Raw genomic sequence first — 21779 nt, forward strand, 5'->3', positions numbered from 1 at the left:
AAGCGCTGCTTCCAAAGGTGTAGCTTTAGCTTTCCATGTCAGCGAAATCCACCAGCGGAATACCAGAACGTCTGGCGGCATCGGTCACGCAAGTCAGTAACTGGCGTGAGCCTGGCTTGACCAGCGGCAGCGAAGAGACTTTCTTCACCTGCGCCATACCGGATTCGAACAGTGCAACGCAAGCATGCAAGGGGTGTTGGGCCGATGCATAGACGATACCGTCCAGTTGTTGCGCCCGGCACTCTTGGGCAAAGCCTTGGGTGATGGCGATCCGTTGGGCTTGGAGCACAGGGTAGGGCTCGGCCAGCGCCCGCACATCGGCCAAACGCAAACGCCCTTTGGTGGCGAACGTCACCAGCGACTTGCGGGCCAAGTCGTCGAGCGAGCGGCTGTGCACATCGCGCCGAAAAATCGACTCATATAAGGCGGTGTGCTCGCTGTCGGCCAGATATGCCGTGGCCTCGGACGGCAAACAAAAGCGCCCCGCTTGCAAACCGGTGGGTGCCAACAACAAACCGTTGATTCGCACGCTGGTTTTGCGTGCACGCGTCAGCTGCACGCGGTGAAACGTCTGGCCGGGGGCCAGCTCAAGGATGGGTGGATGCAGGTCTTTGAATTTCATGGAAAGAGGCGGTTAATGCCCCTCTGCCGTCGCCAGATCGATCACGCGCTGGGCGGGTGTGCCTTGCTCCAGTGCGGTGCGGGGTGACTGGCCGTCCAGTGCCGGGTGCGGGCTTTCCAGGAAAGCCAGCAGTTGCCAACCGTCGGTCGAACCCAAGGCAGCGGCCATGGGCGCGATGACTGGAAAGATGAACGGCTCGAATTGCCAGCGGGGCAGCTTGTAGCCCCGGCGCAGGTGCGACACGCCAATGCAGCGGCCGCTTTTGATCCAGGCGTTCATGGTCACGCGGGTGGTGCCTGAGAGGGTGGCTGCTTCGTCGGTGGTGATCATGTCAGCCGCCTGAATGCGTTGCAGCCGGTACTGCGCGCCAAAGCGCAGCAGCGCATTGGTTTGCGCTTCTGAGGCATAAGGGTCTTGGCCGCTGGCTTCGTCACGGGGCACTTCCGTGACGGCCGAAAGGGGGAAGGTGAGCGTGTTCATGGTGTTTTTCCTGGTGCTCCCGCTTGACCATCGAAACGGGGCCAGCTCTCAAGATGCTGGCCCCGTGATTTTAAACCGCTTTGTTAATCTCGTAAAGTTCGTTATTTACGTAAGCCATGGGGTAGGGCCACCCATGGGCTTTCAATATGGCTTAAAACCACGACCCCAGTTCGCTCAAAAACGCCAGCTTCTCAGGCGTGGATGGCTGTGCCTGTAGCTCGTAAGTTGGCAAAAAGTTCAGGCAGTCTAGAATGTGCAGAATTCTGCAATGTCATAGGAGCCGGTCATGGGTTTTTCTGCCAGCGATGTCGTGCCATTCACACAAGCACGCTCCCATCTGTCCGAACTGGCCGACCAGGCCAAGGCTGGGGCAGAGAAGATCATCACCAAAAACGGCGAGAGCTATGTTGCGCTGATCGACTCTGACCGACTCGACTACTACCACCGTCTGGAGCGCGAACGCATTCACCTGCTGTTGATCGACGACGCCAAGCGCGGCTTGGCCGACATCACCGCAGGCCGCACGTTTGAAGCAGACGCCGCCCTGGCCCAGCTGCAACAGCAGCGCAAGACCGCCACCAAACTCCCTGCCAAGCAACGTGGCTGACCAGCTGTACCGGGTCGAGCTGACCTCCAGCTTCCTGGAGCGCCTTGAATCCATTGAGGCGTTTTTGGTGGAAGCGGATGCGGGCTTGGCGTTCGATGACCTGCTGGCCGAGATTCGCGCCACCGTCATCCCGAACCTGCGGCGCTTTCCGCGCATGGGGCGGCGCTACTTGGCCAACCCACCGCAGTCCGCCGAGGCGCTGGCGCTGCTGGCGGCCATGCCTGCGGGAGCGCCGGATGCGCTGCGCGAATACCTGCATGGCGACTACCTGATGCTCTACGCGGCCATGGAAGCCCAAGAAACGGTGGTCCTGCTGACGATTCGGCACCACCGCCAACTTTCGTTTGATTTTGCGCGGCTGTGGCCGTCAGCACCATCGACGAATGACTGAACCCAACAGCCAAACCAAACACCCCCAATTCACCCCAAACAACAACAAGGTTTCAGAATGACGAGTATTCAACAACGCGCAGCTTTGCAAAGCCAAATTTGGAAAATAGCCAACGACGTCCGGGGTGCCGTGGATGGCTGGGATTTCAAGCAATACGTGCTGGGCACTTTGTTTTACCGCTTCATCAGCGAAAACTTTGCGGCCTACATCGAAGGCGGTGACGACAGCATCGATTACGCCGTGCTGTCCGACGTGGTCATCACGCCCGAAATCCGAGACGACGCCATCAAAACCAAGGGTTACTTCATTTACCCCAGCCAGCTGTTTGCTCGCGTCGTCGCCAGCGCCAACGGCAACGAAAGCCTGAACACCGATTTGGCGGCCATCTTTCAATCCATTGAAAACTCCGCACTGGGCTACCCCTCAGAGCGAGACATTCGCGGCCTGTTTGCCGACTTCGACACCACCAGCAACCGCTTGGGCAACACCGTCAAAGACAAAAACACCCGCTTGGCCGCCGTGCTCAAGGGCGTGGCCGAGCTGGACTTTGGCGACTTTGGCGGCAGCGATTTCGAGACCCACCAGATCGACCTGTTTGGCGACGCCTACGAATTCCTGATTTCCAACTACGCCGCCAACGCGGGCAAATCGGGCGGTGAGTTCTTCACGCCCCAGCATGTGTCCAAGCTGATTGCCCAGCTGGCCATGCACAAACAAACCAGCGTGAACAAAATTTACGACCCCGCCTGTGGCTCCGGCTCTTTGCTGCTGCAAGCCAAAAAACACTTTGACCAGCATTTGATTCAAGACGGCTTTTGGGGGCAAGAGCTCAACCACACCACCTACAACTTGGCGCGCATGAACATGTTCTTGCACAACGTCAACTACGACAAGTTCAACATCCAGCTGGGCGACACCCTGATTGACCCGCACTTTGGCGATGACAAACCGTTTGACGCCATCGTCTCCAACCCGCCGTACTCGGTGAAGTGGATCGGCAGCGACGACCCCACCCTGATCAACGACGACCGCTTTGCCCCCGCTGGCGTGCTGGCCCCCAAGAGCAAAGCCGACTTTGCCTTTGTGCTGCACGCGCTCAGCTACCTCTCCAGCAAAGGCCGCGCCGCGATTGTTTGCTTCCCCGGCATCTTTTACCGGGGAGGTGCGGAGCAAAAAATTCGCCAATACCTGGTGGACAACAACCATGTGGAAACCGTCATCTCGCTGGCGCCCAACCTGTTTTACGGCACCACCATTGCCGTGACCATTTTGGTGCTGTCCAAACACAAAGCCGACACCACCACCCAGTTCATCGACGCCAGCGCGTTGTTCAAGAAAGAAACCAACAACAACACACTACTGGATACGCACATCGACCAAATCATGGCCGTGTTCGACAGCAAGGCCAATGTGGACCACTTTGCCCGCTCGGTCAGCCACGCCGACATTGCCGCCAACGACTACAACCTGTCCGTCAGCAGTTACGTGGAGGCCAAAGACACCCGCGAAGTGGTGGACATTGCCCAGCTCAACGCCCAGCTCAAAACCACCGTGGCCAAGATCGACCAGCTGCGCCAAGACATTGACGCCATCGTGGCCGAGATTGAAGGCGTGGAGCAAGAGGCATGAGCGGCGCTGACTTTTTGGACAAGCTGCTCGATGGGGTTGCGGTTGAGAGGAAACCGCTTGGTGATCTTGGCGAGTTGGTTCGTGGCAATGGATTGCAAAAGAAGGACTTCACTGAAACTGGTGTTCCCGCTATTCACTATGGCCAGATTTACACCTATTACGGCTTATCCACCAAGGAAACAAAATCTTTTGTCTCCCCCGATTTGGCTAAGCAGCTAAAGAAAGTAAATAAGGGGGATGTTGTCATTACCAACACAAGTGAAAACCTTGAGGATGTGGGAAAAGCACTGGTTTATCTTGGGGAGCAGCAAGCTGTTACGGGCGGACATGCATCGATCCTGAAACCTGGCGAATGTTTGCTGGGCAAATATTTTGCCTACTTTACGCAGACGGAAGAATTTTCCGGAGCAAAAAGGAAATACGCAAAAGGTACAAAGGTGATTGATGTTTCAGCCACCGACATGGCCAAGATTCAAATCCCCATCCCTTGCCCAGACAACCCCAAAAAATCGCTTGGAATCCAAGCCGAAATCGTCCGCATCCTGGACGCCTTCACCGAGCTGACCACCGAGCTGACCACCGAGCTGACCACCCGCAAAAAACAATACAACCACTACCGCGACCAGTTGTTGAGTTTTGAAGATGGGGAGGTTGAGTGGAAGACGTTGGAAGAAATCACATTAAGTATTGCTTCTGGCCGAAATAAGATTCGAAATACCGAAGGTGTGATTCCTGTGTATGGATCGACGGGTTTGATAGGGTTTACCAAGGATGCAGCCTACTCTGGCGATGTTCTTCTTGTAGCTCGTGTCGGTGCGAATGCAGGACTAGTCAATGCTGTCTCTGGTGAATTTGATGTATCTGATAACACGCTCATAGTGCGACCCAATGACTCTTGGAATGTGCGGTTTGCTTTGCATCAGCTAACGCATATGAATTTGAATCAGTACGCAGTTGGTGGTGGACAACCGCTAGTAACTGGCGGCCTTTTAAAGAGCTTGAAAGTCCCTTATCCACCAATTAATGAGCAAGAACGCATTGCCTCAGTGCTGGACAAATTCGACGCACTGACCAACTCCCTCACCGAAGGTTTGCCCCGCGAAATCGAACTGCGCCAGAAGCAGTACGCGCACTACCGCGACTTGCTGCTGAGCTTTCCCAAATCGCAAGAGGTGATGGCATGAGCGATACGGACAGCAAAGTCAAACTGTTTGAGTCGCAGCTGATTCGCAACGAGTGGGATGCGGAAGCCGAGAAATGGTGGTTTTCGGTGGTCGACGTTGTGGCGGTGCTGACCGATCAGCCTGACTACACGCGGGCGCGCAAGTACTGGAGCGTGCTCAAAGTGCGCCTGAAAAACGAAGGCAGTCAGTTGGCTACAAACTGTAGTCAACTGAAATTGCCCGCCGCCGACGGCAAAAAATACCTGACCGATGTGGCCGACACCGAGCAAATCTTGCGCCTCATCCAGTCCATCCCCAGCAAGCGGGCCGAACCTTTCAAGCTCTGGCTGGCCGAAGTGGGCAACCAGCGACTGGACCAGCTGCAAGACCCGGAACTCAGCATCGAGCAAGCCATGCTCGATTACAAGCGCCTGGGCTACACCGACAACTGGATCAACCAGCGGCTCAAGAGCATCGAGATCCGCAAGGAGCTGACCGACGAATGGAAAAAACACGGCTTGCAAGAGGGGCCGCAGTTCGCCTTTTTGACCGACGTCATCTACAAAACCTGGGCCGACAAAACCGCCAAGGAATACAAGCAGCACAAGGGCCTGAAGAAAGAAAACCTGCGTGACAACATGACCAACAAGGAGTTGATCATGAGCATGTTGGCCGAGCTGTCCACCAAAGAAATCTCAGAAGCTGTGCAGCCGCAAACCCTGGATGAACACGAATCTGTGGCCAAGCGCGGTGGCGGCGTGGCCCGGCAGGCGCGACTCAAGCTGGAAGCCGAAACGGGCAAAAAGCTGGTGAGCCCGCAAAACGCCAAGCAGTTGCGGCAGATCAGTCAAGACAAGAGCAAAAAATAAATGAGGAGTGCCAGGGAGTGATCGACTACAAAACCATCGCCGAGTCCAAAAACTTCATTGTTTTGGACCAGTACACCAAAGATTGGCAAGTCAATGACAGCTACCAGAGCGAGAGCGAGCTGGAGCGGGAGCTGATTCAGGACTTGGTCAACCAAGGCTACGAATACTCGCCAAAACTGAACACGCCCGAGTCTTTGCTGGCCAATGTGCGTGTGCAGCTGCAAGCGCTCAACGCCGTGCAGTTTTCCGACGCGGAGTGGCAGCGCTTTGTGGAGAGCTGGCTGGACAAACCCAGCGATGGCATTGTCGAAAAGACCCGCAAGGTGCACGACGACTACATCCACGACTTTGTGTTTGACGATGGGCGCATCCAGAACATCTATTTGCTCGACAAAAAGCACGTCGCTCGCAACAAGGTGCAGGTCATCAAGCAGTTCGAGCAAACGGGCACGCAGGCCAACCGTTATGACGTGACGATTTTGGTCAACGGCTTGCCGCTGGTGCAGGTGGAATTGAAGAAGCGCGGCGTGGCCATTCGCGAGGCCTTCAACCAGGTGCACCGCTACAGCAAAGAGAGCTTCAACAGCGCGAACTCGCTGTTCAAGTTTTTGCAGTTGTTTGTGATTTCCAACGGCACCGACAGCCGTTACTTTGCCAACACCACTCAGCGCAACAAAAACAGCTACGACTTCACCATGAACTGGGCGAAGGCGGACAACAGCCTGATCAAGGACCTGAAGGACTTCACGGCCACGTTCTTTCAAAAAGACACGCTGCTCAAGGTGCTGCTGCGCTACTCGGTGTTTGACACCAGCAACACGCTGTTGGTGATGCGTCCTTACCAAATTGCCGCCACCGAGCGGATTTTGTGGAAGATTGGCGGCAGCCACCAAGCCAAGAACTGGAGCAAGCTGGAGGGCGGCGGCTTCATTTGGCACACCACCGGCTCGGGCAAAACGCTGACCAGCTTCAAGGCGGCGCGTTTGGCCACCGAGCTGGACTTTATAGACAAGGTGTTTTTTGTGGTGGACCGCAAGGATCTGGACTACCAGACCATGAAGGAATACCAACGGTTTTCGCCCGACAGCGTGAACGGCTCAGACAGCACGGCAGGCCTCAAGCGCAATCTGGAAAAAGACGACAACAAGATCATCGTCACCACCATCCAGAAGCTCAACAACCTGATGCGCACCGAGGCCGACCTGGCCATTTACGGCAAGCAGGTGGTGTTCATTTTTGACGAGTGCCACCGCAGCCAGTTTGGCGAGGCGCAGAAGAACCTGAAGAAAAAGTTCAAGAAGTTCTACCAGTTTGGCTTCACGGGCACGCCCATCTTCCCGGAAAACGCCCTGGGCGCAGAGACCACCGCCAGCGTTTTTGGCAGCGAACTGCATTCGTACGTGATCACCGATGCCATCCGCGACGAGAAGGTGCTCAAGTTCAAGGTGGACTACAACGATGTGCGCCCGCAGTTCAAGGCCATCGAAGCCGAGCAAGACGAAAAGAAGCTGACTGCCGCCGAGAACAAACAGGCCTTGCTGCACCCCAAGCGGATTGAAGAAATTTCGCAATACATCCTGAACAACTTCCGCCGCAAAACGCACCGCCTGCAGCCGGGCGCTTCACAGGCTGGCAAAGGCTTCAACGCCATGTTTGCCGTCAGCAGCGTGGACGCGGCCAAGCTGTATTACGAGACGCTCAAAGACCTGCAAAAGGACGCCGACAAGCCTTTGCGCGTGGCCACGATTTTTTCGTTCGCCGCCAACGAAGAGCAAGAAGCGATTGGCGACATTCAGGACGAGAGCCTGGAAGTGTCCGCCCTGAACAGCAGCGCCAAAGAGTTTTTGACCGCAGCCATTGCCGACTACAACGCGCACTTCAAGACCAGCTTCAGCGTGGACAGCAACGGCTTCCAGAACTACTACCGCGACTTGGCCAAGCAGGTGAAGCTGGGCGAGATTGACTTGTTGATTGTGGTGGGCATGTTCCTCACGGGTTTTGACGCGCCCAGGCTCAACACCTTGTTCGTGGACAAAAACCTGCGCTTCCATGGCCTGATTCAGGCGTATTCGCGCACCAACCGCATCTTTGACGCCACCAAGACCTTCGGCAACATCGTGACCTTCCGCGATCTGGAAAAAGCCACGGTAGACGCCATCACCCTGTTTGGTGACAAGAACACCAAAAACGTGGTGCTGGAGAAAAGCTACAGGGAATACATGGAAGGCTTCACCGACGTGGTGACGGGTGAGGCCCGGCGTGGTTATGTGGAAGTGGTGGCCGAACTGGAGCAGCGCTTTCCTGACCCGTCGGCCATCGAGAAAGAGGCCGACAAAAAAGCCTTTGCCAAAGTGTTTGGCGAGTATTTGCGCATTGAAAACGTGCTGCAAAACTTTGACGAATTTGCCAGCCTGCGCGCCGCGCAAAGCCTGGACGTGCGGGACACGGCAGCGGTCGAGGCCTTCAAGGCGCAGCATGGGCTGACCGATGCCGAATTTGCAGCCATGCAAAGCGTGCAGATTCCCAGTGAGCGTGCGATTCAAGACTACCGCTCGGCCTACAACGACATCCGCGATTGGCTGCGCCGCCAGCGTGAGGGTGGGGCGCCAGAGCAGTCCAGCGTGGATTGGGACGATGTGGTGTTTGAGGTGGATTTGCTCAAGTCGCAGGAGATCAACCTCGACTACATCCTTGAGCTGATTTTTGACAACAACAAAAAGACCAAGACCAAAGCCGCTTTGGTGGAAGACGTGCGCCGGGCCATTCGCGCCAGCTTGGGCAACCGCGCCAAAGAAAGCTTGCTGGTGGACTTCATCAACCAGACAGACCTCAGCCAGTTCGACGACAAAGCCAGCGTGATCGAAGCCTTCTTCACCTTTGCGCAAGCCGAACAACTGCGTGAAGCGCAAGAGCTGATCAGCTCAGAAAACCTGAACGCCGACGCCGCCAAGCGCTACATCGTTCACTCACTCAAGCGCGAATACGCCAGCGACAACGGCACCGAACTCAACGCCATGCTCCCCAAAATGAGCCCACTGAACCCGCTCTACCTGACCAAAAAGCAGACTGTGTTTCAGAAAGTGGCTGCGTTTGTGGAGAAATTTAAAGGGGTTGGTGGGGCGATTGGATAGCCTGCGTTTGACTTTGATAGGTTGTGGCCGTCTGCGCCTTGACTGCTGGGATGAGGGTAATCAAAAGTTGCACAGCGCTTTGAACAAAAATTGGAAACTGGTGGATCGGTTTCGTTCGGGCACCATAACGCGTGATATGCGCCGTGCACCATCGCGCTTGCCATAAAAAGGGAGAACGCGCTTGAGCTCCTCGGAAGGGCTGCCCAATTGATCAGGTGCTCTGAACTTGGCGGAGCGTGCATGTGCTCCCAAAGCAGGTTTGTCAAAGGCTGCTGCGACGGCTTCCCAATCACCGACAAAAAATGTTTCAAGCTCACGGCAAGCAATGCGGATGACGGCTTCTGGTCTGCTGGCTTCATCACACAAGGCACGAAGCCGCTGTTTGATTTGAATGCAGTCACCACTGTCTTGGTCACGCATGACCAGAAATTGTGAATTTGGGAGACGCCAATAACGGATGCGCCGCGCCAGTTGTTTTTCCAGATCTTGTTTGCCTTCAAAAACCTGAAAGTGCAGCGTGACATCGGCAGGCGTGCGACTGGCAAGAAAGCCACGCAAGAAATCCTCTGCGGAGGGTTCTTCCAGAAAAAATACCCAATTTCGACTCAAGGGTTGGCTCCTGGAAAGAGGCCCTGTTTCCACAAGTAACCCATTTGGTCGCCAGCCTCCATATAGGCTTTGATCTGCTCATCGTCAGCAGCGCGATGAACTTGGGTGTAGCCGTTTTCTTTGACCAGCCAGAACACTTCACCGAGTTCAGCAGCGTTCAGGAAGTCGGGCGAATGGGTTGTCACAAAGACTTGACCACCACGCATGGCGTAAGTCCTGAACTCTTCGGCCAAATCCCATTGCAAGGACGGGTAAAGCTGATTTTCTGGTTCTTCGACACACAGCAAGGGGTGGGGTGCTGGGTCGTACAACAAGACCAAATACGCCAGCATTTTGATGGTGCCGTCCGAGACAAATTTCGCCAGAAATGGGTCTTCAAAACTGCCATCTGAAAACTTGAGCAAGACGCGGCCCTCTTCGGTGGTTTTGGCTTCCACCTTGGTCACACCAGGCACCGTCTGTTTCAGACGTTCCAGAATCCGATCAAACACAGAGCGGTGGTTTTTGTAGAGAAACTCCACAACCAAAGACAAGTTTTCGCCTTCACGCGACAGATGCTCGGCATAGCCTGATTCGGCCTCGGGCCTTGCACGGTTGATGTGAAAGTCAGACAGGTGCCAGTTTTCGATCAGGTTTCCCAAGGCCACAACAGCTGGGAAACGTTCGAACTGGGCCAAGCCCTTGATGGCCAGAATGTCGGGGCTTTTGAGTGTTTGGCTCTCACGTTGCAATTGCCGCTCATCTTCCACGGTGTCCAGCTCATTGGTGACCGCTTCGCCTTTGCCCATTGAAAAATCCAGAAATTTCCAAGGCTGTCCACGGCTTCCACGGCGGTACTGCAGCACCTCTCGCGTGACAGCGGGGCGGCCGTCGAGTTCATCCACATGCAACTCGTAAGTGATGAGGCGTGAGCGTCCATCGGCCAGTGTGGCGCGCAGTTTGATCTCGATTTCTATGGGGCCGCTGCTGCCCCGGCTGCGCACTTCTGCCAGACCACGGCTGCCGCCCAAGCGGCCTAGCGCTGCCGTGACGTTGGTGGTCATGGCATCGCGCAAAAAAGCGAACACCGAAAACAAGGTGCTTTTTCCCGTGCCATTGGCACCCACCAGCACGCAAAAGCGCGGAATATTCTTCAGGTGCACATTTTGAAAAGCGCGGAAGTTCTTCAGGCGCAAGGATTCGATTTGTTGCATGGCTTTTTGGTGTTTGGCGCTACCCTGGTGTTTTTCTGGTCTTAAAACTAAGAGGCGTGACCGTTACTTTCCCCAGCCATCTTTCAACCCCGTCACCCGATTAAACACCGGCTTGATACTAGGAATGTGATCCAGGCGGTCCGCCACAAAGTACCCAAACCGCTCAAACTGAAACTTCTGGTCCGGCTGCGCCCCGGCCAGTGAAGGCTCCACGTAGGCGATAACGACCTTCAGGCTGTCCGGGTTGAGCGATTGCAAGAAGTCTTTGCCGCCCGCATCGGGGTGCGCTTCGGCAAACAGGCGGTCGTAAAGGCGCACTTCTGCTTGCACGCCGTCGGCCACGCCCACCCAGGTGATGGCGGCTTTGGCTTTGACGCTGTCGGCGCCGGGCGTGCCGCTCTTGGTGCCGGGGATCACTTTGGCGTGCACCTCGGTCACATTGCCCGCCGCGTCGCGTGCGCATCCTGTGCATTCGATCACGTAGCCGCCCTTCAGGCGCACCACGTTGCCGGGGAACAATCTTTTGTAGCCCTTGGGCGGCACTTCTTCAAAGTCTTCGCGCTCGATCCACACTTCTTTGCCGATCAGGAAAGTGCGGTCGGCAGGCGGCGTTTGGCCTTCGGCCACGGCGCTGTGGGGCAGGGCGGGTTGGGTGCAGGCTTCGGTGTAGCTGTCGCTGCCAAAGGCTTCGGCCCAGTTGCTCAGCACCAGCTTGACGGGGTCGAGCACGGCCATGCCGCGGTGGGCTTTGTTTTCCAGGTCTTCGCGCAGGCACCCTTCGAGCGTGCTGTAGTCGATCCAGCTGTCGCTCTTGGTCACGCCAATGCGGTCTGCAAACAGGCGCAGGCTTTCGGGCGTGTAGCCCCGGCGGCGCAGGCCCACTATTGTTGGCATGCGCGGGTCGTCCCAGCCGCTGACTTTGCCTTCGTTGACCAGTTGCGCCAGCTTGCGTTTGCTGGTGATGACATAGGTCAGGTTCAGGCGGGCAAATTCGTATTGTTTGGGGCTGGGCGCGGCCAGCAGGCCGCATTCGCACAAGCGCTCCATCAGCCAGTCATAAAACGGGCGCTGGTCTTCAAACTCCAGCGTGCAGATGCTGTGGGTGATTTGCTCCAGCGCGTCTTCGATGGGGTGGGCAAAGGTGTACATCGGGTAGATGCACCATTTGTCGCCCGTGTGGTGGTGGGTGGCGCGGCGGATGCGGTAGATGGCCGGGTCGCGCATATTGATGTTGGGCGAAGCCATGTCGATCTTGGCGCGCAGCACGGCGGCGCCGTCATCGAGCTTGCCATCGCGCATCTCGCGGAATCGCGCCAGGTTTTCTGCCACGGTGCGCGTGCGGAAAGGGCTGTCCACGCCGGGTTTGCCAAAGTCGCCCCGGTTGGCGCGCATGTCTTCCGCGCTTTGTTCGTCCACATAGGCGTGGCCAGCTTCAATCAAGGCCTCGGCGGCGCGGTACATGAAGTCGAAGTAGTCGCTGGCCTGGTAGGGCGCGGCGCTGCCGGCGGCTTGGCCGAGCTGTGCCCAGTCAAAACCGAGCCATTTCACGGCGTCGATGATGCTGTTGACGTATTCGGTGTCTTCTTTTTCGGGGTTGGTGTCGTCAAAGCGCAGGTGGCACACACCGCCGTACTCTTTGGCCAGTCCGAAGTTGATGCAGATGCTTTTGGCGTGGCCCACATGCAGGTAGCCGTTGGGCTCGGGCGGAAAGCGGGTGCGGATCTTGGCCGGGTCGGGCTCGCCTGCAGCGTGGTGCGCGGCGTCGCCGGGGCTGCCTGCCCAGCGGCGGCTGGCGTAGGTGCCTTGCTCCAGGTCTTTTTCGATGATTTGGCGCAGGAAGTTGCTGACTTTGTGTTCAGCAGAGGCGGAATCGGAGGCTTTGTCGGTGGGGGAGGTCATAGCGCTTGATTTTAGGGGGTGCAGGCAAGTCTGAGCTTGCCCGCCCCGTTACGAATGGAAACCACTGTGAAGCGTTGACGGTGCACCAAACGCCCGGCTACCGCGCTAAAGGCCCAGGGAGTCCGCTTTCAAGAAAAGCCAACGTGATCAGAGGACCTTTGTCATGCGTTATCCATTTAGATCGTCATTTTCAAGAGCCATGGCACTGCTGGGCCTGTTGGGCTTGGGTGTTGTGCAAACGGGTTGCGCTCATCCGGTGGTGATGGAGCCTTCGGTGGTGTTTTCGTCGCAAATCGGCCATGCCCCTGTTTATGCGCAAGTGGGCGTGCCCGGCACAGTGATTTATGGGCCACCCCGGGTGATCTATGCCCCACCGCCGCCACCGCGAGTGATTTATGCACCGCAGGTGTACCGCCCGGCACCGGCTTGGGCTTATGGGCATGATCATCACTGGGGCCATGACCGTCATGAAGGCGGCCGGGGTGAACGCCGTGACGAGCGTCGTGATGGCCGTCGCGGTCATGGCGACCGCGACGATTGGCGACGTTGACCGTTCTGGCGCGGGTGTCTGTTGAACTTTTAATTTATCCGGGTCATTTTATTTAACCCGGATATAATTTGGGCTTGTCATTTTGAAAGCCTTTGTTGACCGACGCTGCCCACCCAGTTTCCCCGCCTGATTTCATCGCCTTTGAAGGGCCTCGCTGTCTGGCCCGTGGCCCTTTGGCCGATGTGGCTTTGCAGGTCAAGGCCGCCACCGAGGCTCGGCCTTTGGCCCGGTTCATGGTGTTCAATGCGCTCAGCAGCGAGATCATTGACTATGACCACCGTGGCAGCACAGACGAGGTGTTGGCCCGGCTGGCACTGGCGCACCCTTTGGCCCAGGTCCTTGCTCCCGCATCCGCATCCTCACCCACCCCCACATCAGATGCCAGCACCGATAACGGTGCCTTGCCAAGGTCTGGTCCCGGTCGACCCAAGTTGGGTGTGGTGGCGCGTGAGGTGACTTTGCTGCCACGCCACTGGGCCTGGCTGGCGGGTCAACCCGGCGGGGCGTCGGTGGCACTGCGCAAGTTGGTCGATCAAGCCCGCAAAGACAGCCTGGCGCACGATCAGCGGCGTTTGTCGCAAGAGGCCAGCTACCGCTTCATGTCGGCCATGGCGGGTAGTCTCGAAGGGTTTGAAGAAGCCGCCCGCTCCTTGTTTGCCGCAGATCGTTCGCGTTTTGAGGTACTAATATCGCCCTGGCCTGCCGACATTCAGACCCATTTGCTGCAACTGGCGCAGGCCGCGTTGGTGCCTGTCAACACTTTGAACCCATCGGAGCAGCCCCATGCGTGAACGTTTGCAACGTCGATTCCGCTCCCGTGAGGCGGCCATGCCTTTCATCATGTTGGCCGTGTTGATCGACATGGCGGCCATTGGCCTGATCATTCCGGTGCTGCCCGAGCTGGTGGGCAGCTTTGCCACCACACAGGCCGATCAGGCGTATTGGTATGGCGTGGCGGCGGTGGCCTTTGGTGTGGCCAACTTTTTGGCATCGCCGGTGCTGGGGGCTTTGTCGGACCGTTTTGGTCGCAGGCCCGTGTTGTTGCTGGGCTTTATGGGGCTGGGCGTGAGCTTTTTTGGCACGGCCCTGAGCAATTCCTTGTGGGGCCTGATCGCGGTGCGCACGCTGGGCGGGGCCATGCAGGCCAACGCGGCGATTGCCAATGCCTATGTGGCCGACATTTCAGCCCCTGAGCAACGCGCCAAACGTTTTGGCCTGCTGGGCGCCATGATGGGGCTGGGCTTCATCATCGGCCCGGTGATGGGCGGTTTGCTGGGGTCGATTCACTTGCATTTGCCGTTTTATGTGGCGGGCAGTCTGACCTTGCTCAATTGGCTGTATGGCTATTTTGTGTTGCCCGAGTCTTTGCCTGTGGCGCAGCGCAAACCGTTCACTTGGGCTGCGGCGCACCCGGTCACCTCACTGCGCAAGCTGGCGCAGCTCAAAGGTGTGGGGCCCCTGGTGGGCGTGGTGGCGCTCAGTGGTCTGGCTCAGTTTGTTCTTTACACCGTTTGGGTGCTCTACAACAGCTTCAAGTTTGGTTGGGGCCCCCGAGAAAATGGCTGGTCGTTGGCCGTGGTGGGCATCGTGGCAGTGCTGGTGCAGGGCTTGCTGATGGGGCGCTTGCTCAAACGCTTCGCGGTGCAAAAGCTGGTCATCATGGGGCTGGTGTCGTCTTCGCTGGCCTACATCCTGTTTGGCTCGGCCACACAGGGTTGGATGATGTACGCAGTGATTGCCTTCAACTTGTTGGGCGGCACGGTGGCCGCTTCGGTGCAAAGCCTGATCTCGTCGGCCGCTGACAGCCGCAGCCAGGGTGAGACCATGGGCGCGGTCAGTGCGCTGACCAGCCTGACGGCGGTGGTGGCCCCGATGCTGGGTGCGCCCTTGCTGGCCGCCGTGTCGGACCTGCCCAAGGGAGACTGGCGCATGGGCGCGCCGTTTTACTTTTGTGCGGTCTTGCAAATGGCGTCATTGGGCATGGCGGTCTGGCACCTGAAACGCCATGCACGCCGGATGCGCCAGCCCGCAGCCTGACGCCCTCACATCGCTTTGAACAAATGCGCGTAAAGGCGGCTGACCGCGAGCCGGTCGGGCTGGCCTTTGAGCCGCAAGCTCAGACGCCCTGATTCGTCGCGGCTGACGGATTCAATGGCGGTGGCGCGGACCACGCTGCCCCGGTGGATTTGCCAAAAGACCTGTGTGTCAAGCCGTTGCATGAGTTCCTTGAGCGGGGTGCGCAGCAGCACTTCGCCGCCGTCCTGGGTGAACACACGCACGTATTTGTCGGCGGCTTCCAGGCGCAGCACTTCCTCCACCGGCACCATGCGCAGTTGGTTGCCCACGCTCGCTTGCAGCAGTTGCAGGTGGGGCTGGTTTTTTTCTGTCGTGGGGGCATGCAGCAGTGCGCGAAGCTGCATGAGCACTTGGTCTTGCTGCTCGCGGTTGTCGGGGCTGGGTTGTCGCAGGGCGGCTTGCAGTCGGGCCACGGTTTTGGCTAGGCGGTCTGTGCGCACGGGCTTGAGCACGTAGTCGATGGCTTGTGCGTCGAAAGCTTGAATGGCGTATTGGTCGTAGGCCGTCACAAACACGAGCAGCGGAAAAGCGGCGTGATCAGGCCATTCGTCGGCCAGCGCCGCAGCGGCTTCCAGCCCACTTTGGCCGGGCATGCGGATGTCCAAAAACAGCACATTGGGCAGGTGCTGCAGGGCCAGGTTGACGGCGCTCAGGCCGTCACCTGCGGTGGCCACGATGTGCAAGTCGGGCCACAGGCTGTGCAGCTCTTGCTGGAGGGTTTGCGCCAGCAGGGCTTCGTCTTCGGCGATCAGGGCGGTGGGCCGGGTGTTCATGGGCTCAGTCGGGTGTAAAGGTGTACGGCAAGCTCACTTGCATGTAGGTGCCGCCTGTCGGGGATCTTCTTGAGCAGTTGAGCCGGGCGCGCTGGCCATACAAGGCGTTCAGGCGTTGGCGCACATGGGCCAAACCCCAAGACGCGGTGTTGTCGGCCGCCGGTTCTCCATCGTTGACTTGGGCCATCACCAGATCGCTGATGCCGCAGCCGTTGTCAGTCACGGAGAGCTTGAGTTCATCCAACAGCACGAACGCCTTCAACGCGATGTGTCCGCCAGCCACTTGGGGCTCGAGTCCGTGGCGAATGGCGTTTTCCACCAAGGGCTGCAAGATGAAACTGGGCACCAGGGTTTTGCCCAGCCCTTCCGGCAAGTTCAGCTCAAACGTCAAGCGGGGGCCCATGCGGATCGCCATCAGGCTGAGGTAGTCGTGCAGGCGAGCAAACTCATCTGTCAGCGGGTGCAGCGGTTGGCGCGAACCCTGCAGCGTGGTGCGCAGGTAGTCGTTCAGGTGGTCGAGCATGGTCAGGGCGCGTGCCGAGTCGTGTCCGATCAGCGCCCGCAAATGCGCCAGCGTGTTGAACAGCATGTGCGGCTCCAGCTGCGATTGCAGCAGCATGAGCTGCGCCTGTGTGACTTGGTTGGCCAAGGATTCGGCCTTGCCGCGTTGGTAGAAATAAGCGACAAAGGCGGCGCTGATGGCGACGGAAGAGACCAACATGCCCTTGAATCGCCCCGGGTTGAAGTGCCACAAATCCCAGGTGGACCAGCCCGCATATGCATCGCCCACGAGCGTGCCCAGCACATAGCCCAGCGGAATGCCCACCAGCAGCATGAGTGTGGCGGGCAGGGCAGGAGGCCAGTAATTGGGCGCTTGAACATGCAGCAGCCGCTTGAACACAAAGCGCGGCACATCGGTCAGCAGCCAGATGACGGTCGAGATGGCGTAAGCGTAGACCAGTGCTTTGTCAAAGGTTTGGTGAGTTTCTTCGTGTGCAGCCCAATTGCCCAAGGCAATGAGCAAGGCGATGCACCAAACAATCAGCAGGCGTTGCAGCAAGGGTTTGCGGTGCTCGGCAGGCAGCCAGGCGAAGAGGGGGGATGAAGTCATGCGGTGCTCAGAGCTTTTGCTTGAAGAATAACGCGATCTGGTCAAAGGCCTTTTGGCGGTCGGCGTCGGTGAAGGCGGGGTTGGGCAAGCCGCCACGCATTTGAGTGGCCGCCACGGTTTGCGCCACGCTGGCAGGCCAAGGGGAGAGCCAGTCAAAGTGGCCCGCTTGCGGGTGGTCGCTCAGGGTCGTGCAGGTGTGGCAGTGTTGCAAAACATGCCGGCTGTGAAATCGGGGCAGCAGCACGCTGTCTTGGCCTGCGGTGGTCAGACCCACGGGGATGCGGATGCGAGAGAGGCTTTCGGGGGTGAAGATGACGCCGACGGGCACCGCCAGGGTGACAGCGGTCACACGGGGGTCGGGGCGCGGGTCCGAGGATGCGCTGGGGCTTGCACCGCCGTGCAGGGTTTTAAAGCTGGCAGGTGCAGTGGTATAGGTCAGCATGCGGCCCAAGGCAAATTGGCTTTTGCGCAGCAGTTGCACGGTAGGGTGTGCGGCCAAACCGTTGAGGCAAAAGCCGATGTCCTCATCCAGGTTGTGTGCGCAGTGCTGGATCACATTCAGCATCCGCCATTGGGCGCCAGCCAGTGCCAGTCCGGTCACGCCACCGGCGGACATGCCGTGCACGCCCACGCGGCGGAAGTCCACCAGCGGGGCCAGTTGCGGGTCTTGGGTCACGGCGTCGATGGTCTCGCTCACATCTTGCGGGCGGGTTTTCCAGCTCTCGGGTCCGGCGCGGCTGAAGTCTTGCCAGTTGTCGCCCCGGTGCTCAGGCTGGGCCACCACAAAACCGGCACGGGCCAGTGTGGCGGCCAGTGCGTGGTCGGGCAGGGCGCTGCCTGCGCTGCCGTGTGACAGCACGATCAAATGCCGTTTGCCTGTTACAGACGGCAAAAGCTGGGCGTTGTGGGCCACTTGCCGTGTGAACGCGCCTTGTGTCTCAGACTGGGCTGTGGCTGCTGTGGGGTAAACCAGCGTGATGGGCATGCCGCCCGACTGGATCTGACGCAGGCCCACTTGGGCTTGGCTCACGCCGGAGACGAGCAAGATGAAGATGCAGGCCCATTGCTTGAAATTTTTCAGGACGTTTGTCATGTGATTTTGCGCAGCTTCAACAAGCGCCACGCCCGCGCGTTGAGCAGCCCCGAAAACAGCCCGTACACGGCACTGATACCGATCGCGCTAGCAAGGTTGTTGATTTGCTCTGGTGCGGTGGCGGTCAGCATGCCCACCACAAACTTGCAGGCAAAGATGGCCATGAACAAGGCCAGGGGCAGCCAGCTGCCCGGCACGGTGTAGCGCCGGGTATCGGCGTTGTAGCTTGCGCCTGTCGGTGCTGGGCCTTGGCCCAAGGCCCAGCCCACGAGTGCACAGCTGGCGGCCCAGCTGAACAGGCCCAGTGCCAGCCAAGGCGTGGGCCACCACTGTTGGACCACCCCCACCAGCGTGAACACCGTGAGCGCGATGTTGATACCCAGCAGCCGCTGAAGGGGGATGTGGCGAGTACGGCTTTGTTGCAGTCCCAGCGCGATCAGGCCGAGCAGCAAGAAGAAAACCCAGACGGGGATGTGTCGAAGTGTTTGCATGTTGAAGTCCTTAAATTAAACCCAGCCATTGGCCCCAAACGAGATCGCCCAAATACCGCCCCGGCAACAGGGTGAACAGCCCCGCAATCATGCAAGCACCGATGTAAAGGCCTTGCATGCTTTTACGGTGGCCAACGATGTTGCCTTGGGCTAAAAAACGGAAGGCTTTGAACAAAGTGAACAGTGTGAGCGGGATCAGCAGGTGGATGGGTGTGTAGCCCCCGATGTTGGGCAGCTTGAAATCCCTGATGAAAACCCCTGTGAGTGCGGCACCCAGCATGCAGGTGACCCAGGCATAGCCAAAGGCGCGGTGAAGTTGGGGGCGTTTTGTGACGCCCATTCGCGCCCAAAGCGCAACGGGGCCGATGGCCACAGCAGTCAACGCCAGGCTCATGTGCACAGCGATAAGAGGTGTCTGTTGCATGTTTCTTCCTGAAACTTTGTTGTGGGTGAACTGTGCCTGTGAGGCGCACGCCGATCAATGGGCTTGCGATGAAAGCCCATCGGTCAGGCGCAAAACGCCGATGGGCGGGGTGAGCGACCGCCGGTGAGCGCGTTTGGGTGAATCGGGCTTGACCGGTCTAAGCGCGTCCTGCAGCGATAATTGGGTACAGATTTCAGGAGTTTTTGTGGATACTTTGTTGCTGCTCAAAGCCGCCGTCATGGGCCTGGTTGAAGGTTTGACCGAATTCTTGCCAATTTCTTCAACGGGGCATCTGATCCTGGCCGGGTCTTTGTTGGGTTTGGACGGCGAAAAAGACAAGGTGTTTGACATCGCGATCCAGACGGGTGCGATCTTGGCGGTGATCATTGTTTACTGGCAAAAGATCAGCTCGACCATCAAGGCTATGCCACATAGCGCCGCGGCGCAGCGCTTTGCTCTCAATGTGTTCATCGGATTTGTTCCTGCGGTGGTGCTGGGCTTGCTGCTGGGCAAAGCGATCAAGGCGCATTTGTTCACGCCAGGTGTGGTGGCCAGCACCTTCATCATTGGCGGGTTGATCATTTTGTGGGCCGAGCGACGCCCAGCCAGTGCGGTGCGCATTCACGAGGTGGAAGATATGCGCGGGCGCGATGCGCTCAAGGTGGGTCTGGTGCAGTGCTTGGCCATGATTCCAGGCACAAGCCGCAGTGGCGCGACCATCATTGGTGGCATGTTGTTGGGCATGTCGCGCAAGGCCGCGACCGATTTTTCTTTTTACTTGGCCATTCCCACGCTGATTGGCGCGGGGGTTTATAGCCTTTACAAAGAGCGCGCCTTGCTCAGCATGGCCGATGCGCCCATGTTTGCGGTGGGCTTACTGGTCTCGTTTGTCAGCGCCTGGGTGTGTGTGCGCTGGTTGCTCAAGTTCATCTCGACCAACAGCTTTGAGGTGTTTGCTTGGTACCGGATCGTGTTTGGTCTGGTGGTGCTGGGCACCAGCTACACCGGCGTGGTGACCTGGGCGGCTTGATCAAACGCCCAGGTTGCGCAGCGCCGCCTCAATGGCCGCTGCCGTGGCCAGGGGTTTTTCCATCGGAAACAGGTGGGAGCCGTCGAGCATCATGATGCGGCCTTTGACCACCTTGTGCGTCAGCTCGGCCCCGGCTTGGCGCATTTCGGCCGAGTGGGTGCCTCCGATGAAAGATACGGGGCACTTCAGGGGTTTGCGCTTGAGCAGGCTGTCGAGTTTGTGGGGCAGGCTGTTGTAGATGGCGGTTTCGACGTCGCGGTCAAAATTCAAAACCCGCTGGCCGCCTTCGTCGCGGGTGCCGTGTTCGATGTAATCGCGCAAGACTTGTGGGTCCCACTTGGCAAAGGCTTTTTTGTTGCTGAAGTTATCGAGCGCAGCTTCCAGGCTGGGCCAGTGGTTGCGGCGTTTTTGGCTGATGCGACCGGGTGATACGCTGCCCACCAGCGAGGTGCGTTTAGCCAAGCCCAGTGTGGTGGCACGCCAGCCACCCAAAACAGGAGAGTCGATCATCAACACGCCCCGCGCCAGCTCGGGGTGGCGGGCGGCGCACATCAGGCTCAAGATGCCGCCCAGCGAGTGACCGACTAAAAAAGCAGGCTCGCCATCAACTTGTTTTTCACGCGCAAAGTCGGCCAATTGGTCGACCAAGTGTGGCCAGTTGTTGGTGACCGGGTACTTCGGGTCATGCCCATACTTTTCCACCGCATCGACCGTGAACCCACGCTGGCGCAGGTTGTCGAACATTACCTTGTAAGTGCTGGCCGGAAAACTGTTGCCATGCGAGAAGATGATGCGCGGCATCAGATCAGCTTCTCATCTGGCGTGGTGATCTTTTTGAGCAGGGCGTTGCGCACGGGCGGCACCATGAGCGGGATGTCGGTCGCGCCGCCGTTCCACATGGGGTCTTCTATGCTGTCGAACATCTGGCGCAGCTTGTCGCCCCAGCTGGAGCGCAGCATCTGAAAGTAAGGGTTGTGCTCGTCGATGCACATGATGCGGTCGGTGTGCAGGCTGCCCGCTTTGTAGACCACCATGTCCAGCGGCAAGCCGACCGACAGGTTGGATTTGAGGGTGGAGTCCATCGACACCAAGGCGCATTTGGCCGCTTCGTCCAGCGGGGTGTTGGGGGTGATGACACGGTCGAGCACGGGCTTGCCGTATTTGGATTCGCCAATCTGAAAGTAGGGCGTCTCATCGGTGGCTTCGATGAAGTTGCCGGGCGAATAGACCTGGAACAGGCGCATGCCTTCGTTGCCGATCTGGCCGCCAAAGATCATGGACACGTTGAACTCCACACCCGATGCCCGCAGGGCGGCGGCGTCGCGCTCGTAAACGCGGCGCACGGCGGCACCCAGCACGCGAGTGGCGTCGAACATGCTCTTGGCGTTCCAAATGGTGAGCGGCTCGTCCTGGCCGGGTTCGACCAGTTTTTCGATTTGCAGCACTTCGCGCACCGACTGCGAAATGCTCAGATTGCCCGCCGACAACAAGGTCATGAAGCGGTCGCCTGCTTTTTCATAGACGATCATTTTGCGGAAGGTGCTGATCTGGTCCAGGCCCGCGTTGGTGCGGGAATCTGAGAGGAACACCAGACCGGCGCGGGTTTTGACGGCAACGCAATAGGTCATGTTGTGGCTC

22 protein-coding genes are annotated in these 21779 nt (G+C 58.3%); 10 read left to right on the forward strand and 12 right to left on the reverse strand.

Features of this window, described 5'->3' with window-relative positions; genetic code table 11:
* Positions 1–25 precede the first annotated feature (25 nt).
* Together B9Z33_RS07945 and B9Z33_RS07950 are read right to left on the reverse strand one after the other, a co-directional pair.
* Positions 26–622 carry an RES family NAD+ phosphorylase gene (locus B9Z33_RS07945; RefSeq protein ID WP_108286484.1) on the reverse strand — a complete coding sequence of 199 codons (597 nt, stop codon included), beginning with the start codon at positions 620–622 and terminating at the stop codon, positions 26–28.
* A 12-nt stretch (positions 623–634) separates the two neighbouring features.
* Positions 635–1102: a helix-turn-helix domain-containing protein gene (locus B9Z33_RS07950; RefSeq protein ID WP_108286485.1), complete on the reverse strand. Its 468-nt coding sequence runs from the start codon at positions 1100–1102 to the stop codon at positions 635–637.
* 286 nt (positions 1103–1388) lie between these two features.
* Here B9Z33_RS07950 and B9Z33_RS07955 point away from each other — a divergent pair, with 286 nt between their 5' ends.
* From B9Z33_RS07955 to B9Z33_RS07980, 6 genes are read left to right on the forward strand one after another with little or no spacing between them, the layout of a single operon-like run.
* A complete protein-coding gene (locus tag B9Z33_RS07955) occupies positions 1389–1709 on the forward strand; it encodes a type II toxin-antitoxin system Phd/YefM family antitoxin (protein ID WP_108286486.1) in 321 nt (106 codons plus the stop codon).
* Positions 1702–2100 (forward strand): type II toxin-antitoxin system RelE/ParE family toxin, encoded by a 399-nt coding sequence (locus B9Z33_RS07960; RefSeq protein WP_108286487.1) that lies wholly within the window; start codon positions 1702–1704, stop codon positions 2098–2100. Before B9Z33_RS07955 ends, B9Z33_RS07960 begins: the two co-directional genes overlap by 8 nt.
* Before the next feature lie 57 nt (positions 2101–2157).
* Entirely contained in the window at positions 2158–3729 is a 1572-nt protein-coding gene (locus B9Z33_RS07965; RefSeq protein ID WP_108286488.1) for a type I restriction-modification system subunit M, read from the forward strand.
* Complete coding sequence (locus tag B9Z33_RS07970) at positions 3726–4913, forward strand: restriction endonuclease subunit S (RefSeq protein ID WP_108286489.1); 1188 nt, start codon at positions 3726–3728, stop codon at positions 4911–4913. The genes B9Z33_RS07965 and B9Z33_RS07970 overlap by 4 nt, the downstream gene beginning before the upstream one ends.
* Positions 4910–5761 (forward strand): Bro-N domain-containing protein, encoded by an 852-nt coding sequence (locus tag B9Z33_RS07975; protein WP_108286490.1) that lies wholly within the window; start codon positions 4910–4912, stop codon positions 5759–5761. Before B9Z33_RS07970 ends, B9Z33_RS07975 begins: the two co-directional genes overlap by 4 nt.
* Before the next feature lie 17 nt (positions 5762–5778).
* On the forward strand, positions 5779–8892 hold the full coding sequence (locus tag B9Z33_RS07980; protein WP_108286491.1) for a type I restriction endonuclease subunit R: 3114 nt from the start codon (positions 5779–5781) through the stop codon (positions 8890–8892).
* 60 nt (positions 8893–8952) lie between these two features.
* Here B9Z33_RS07980 and B9Z33_RS07985 read toward each other — a convergent pair whose 3' ends face one another.
* The 3 genes from B9Z33_RS07985 to B9Z33_RS07995 all read right to left on the reverse strand — a co-directional run bounded on the left by B9Z33_RS07985 (position 8953) and on the right by B9Z33_RS07995 (position 12593).
* Positions 8953–9501, reverse strand: a complete 549-nt coding sequence (locus B9Z33_RS07985; protein ID WP_108286492.1) for a DUF4276 family protein — start codon at positions 9499–9501, stop codon at positions 8953–8955.
* Positions 9498–10694, reverse strand: coding sequence for an AAA family ATPase (locus tag B9Z33_RS07990; protein WP_108286493.1), 1197 nt, complete (start codon positions 10692–10694; stop codon positions 9498–9500). Before B9Z33_RS07990 ends, B9Z33_RS07985 begins: the two co-directional genes overlap by 4 nt.
* 63 nt (positions 10695–10757) lie before the next feature.
* Entirely contained in the window at positions 10758–12593 is a 1836-nt protein-coding gene (locus B9Z33_RS07995; protein ID WP_108286494.1) for a glutamine--tRNA ligase/YqeY domain fusion protein, read from the reverse strand.
* A 199-nt stretch (positions 12594–12792) separates the two neighbouring features.
* On the opposite strand from B9Z33_RS07995, the gene B9Z33_RS08000 reads away from it, so the two are divergent.
* From B9Z33_RS08000 to B9Z33_RS08010, 3 genes are all read left to right on the forward strand, one after another.
* Entirely contained in the window at positions 12793–13143 is a 351-nt protein-coding gene (locus B9Z33_RS08000; protein WP_233252769.1) for a hypothetical protein, read from the forward strand.
* Positions 13144–13238: 95 nt separating this feature from the next.
* Complete coding sequence (locus B9Z33_RS08005; protein ID WP_199220312.1) at positions 13239–13934, forward strand: DUF2239 family protein; 696 nt, start codon at positions 13239–13241, stop codon at positions 13932–13934.
* Positions 13927–15180 (forward strand): MFS transporter, encoded by a 1254-nt coding sequence (locus B9Z33_RS08010; RefSeq protein WP_233252770.1) that lies wholly within the window; start codon positions 13927–13929, stop codon positions 15178–15180. Before B9Z33_RS08005 ends, B9Z33_RS08010 begins: the two co-directional genes overlap by 8 nt.
* Positions 15181–15185: 5 nt before the next feature.
* On the opposite strand, the gene B9Z33_RS08015 is transcribed toward B9Z33_RS08010, so the two are convergent.
* Genes B9Z33_RS08015 through B9Z33_RS08035 form a run of 5 tightly spaced genes read right to left on the reverse strand, consistent with a single transcriptional unit; the run spans position 15186 to position 19111 of the window.
* Positions 15186–15992: a LytTR family DNA-binding domain-containing protein gene (locus B9Z33_RS08015; RefSeq protein WP_108286495.1), complete on the reverse strand. Its 807-nt coding sequence runs from the start codon at positions 15990–15992 to the stop codon at positions 15186–15188.
* A 4-nt stretch (positions 15993–15996) separates the two neighbouring features.
* Entirely contained in the window at positions 15997–17103 is a 1107-nt protein-coding gene (locus B9Z33_RS08020) for a sensor histidine kinase (RefSeq protein ID WP_108286496.1), read from the reverse strand.
* Between the two features lie 7 nt (positions 17104–17110).
* Positions 17111–18196, reverse strand: coding sequence for a prolyl oligopeptidase family serine peptidase (locus B9Z33_RS08025; protein WP_108286497.1), 1086 nt, complete (start codon positions 18194–18196; stop codon positions 17111–17113).
* Positions 18193–18687, reverse strand: coding sequence for a DUF6622 family protein (locus B9Z33_RS08030; protein WP_108286498.1), 495 nt, complete (start codon positions 18685–18687; stop codon positions 18193–18195). The genes B9Z33_RS08025 and B9Z33_RS08030 overlap by 4 nt, the downstream gene beginning before the upstream one ends.
* 10 nt (positions 18688–18697) lie before the next feature.
* On the reverse strand, positions 18698–19111 hold the full coding sequence (locus tag B9Z33_RS08035) for a DUF2306 domain-containing protein (protein ID WP_108286499.1): 414 nt from the start codon (positions 19109–19111) through the stop codon (positions 18698–18700).
* A gap of 205 nt (positions 19112–19316) precedes the next feature.
* Here B9Z33_RS08035 and B9Z33_RS08040 point away from each other — a divergent pair, with 205 nt between their 5' ends.
* Complete coding sequence (locus tag B9Z33_RS08040) at positions 19317–20141, forward strand: undecaprenyl-diphosphate phosphatase (protein WP_108286500.1); 825 nt, start codon at positions 19317–19319, stop codon at positions 20139–20141.
* Here B9Z33_RS08040 and B9Z33_RS08045 read toward each other — a convergent pair whose 3' ends face one another.
* Both B9Z33_RS08045 and B9Z33_RS08050 read right to left on the reverse strand, forming a co-directional pair.
* Positions 20142–20942, reverse strand: a complete 801-nt coding sequence (locus B9Z33_RS08045) for an alpha/beta fold hydrolase (RefSeq protein ID WP_108286501.1) — start codon at positions 20940–20942, stop codon at positions 20142–20144. It lies immediately after the preceding gene.
* Positions 20942–21769 (reverse strand): proteasome-type protease, encoded by an 828-nt coding sequence (locus tag B9Z33_RS08050; protein ID WP_108286502.1) that lies wholly within the window; start codon positions 21767–21769, stop codon positions 20942–20944. Before B9Z33_RS08050 ends, B9Z33_RS08045 begins: the two co-directional genes overlap by 1 nt.
* Positions 21770–21779 lie beyond the last annotated feature (10 nt).

It is taken from the genome of Limnohabitans sp. T6-20, from assembly GCF_003063505.1.
In the GTDB taxonomy this organism is placed as follows: domain Bacteria; phylum Pseudomonadota; class Gammaproteobacteria; order Burkholderiales; family Burkholderiaceae_C; genus Limnohabitans_A.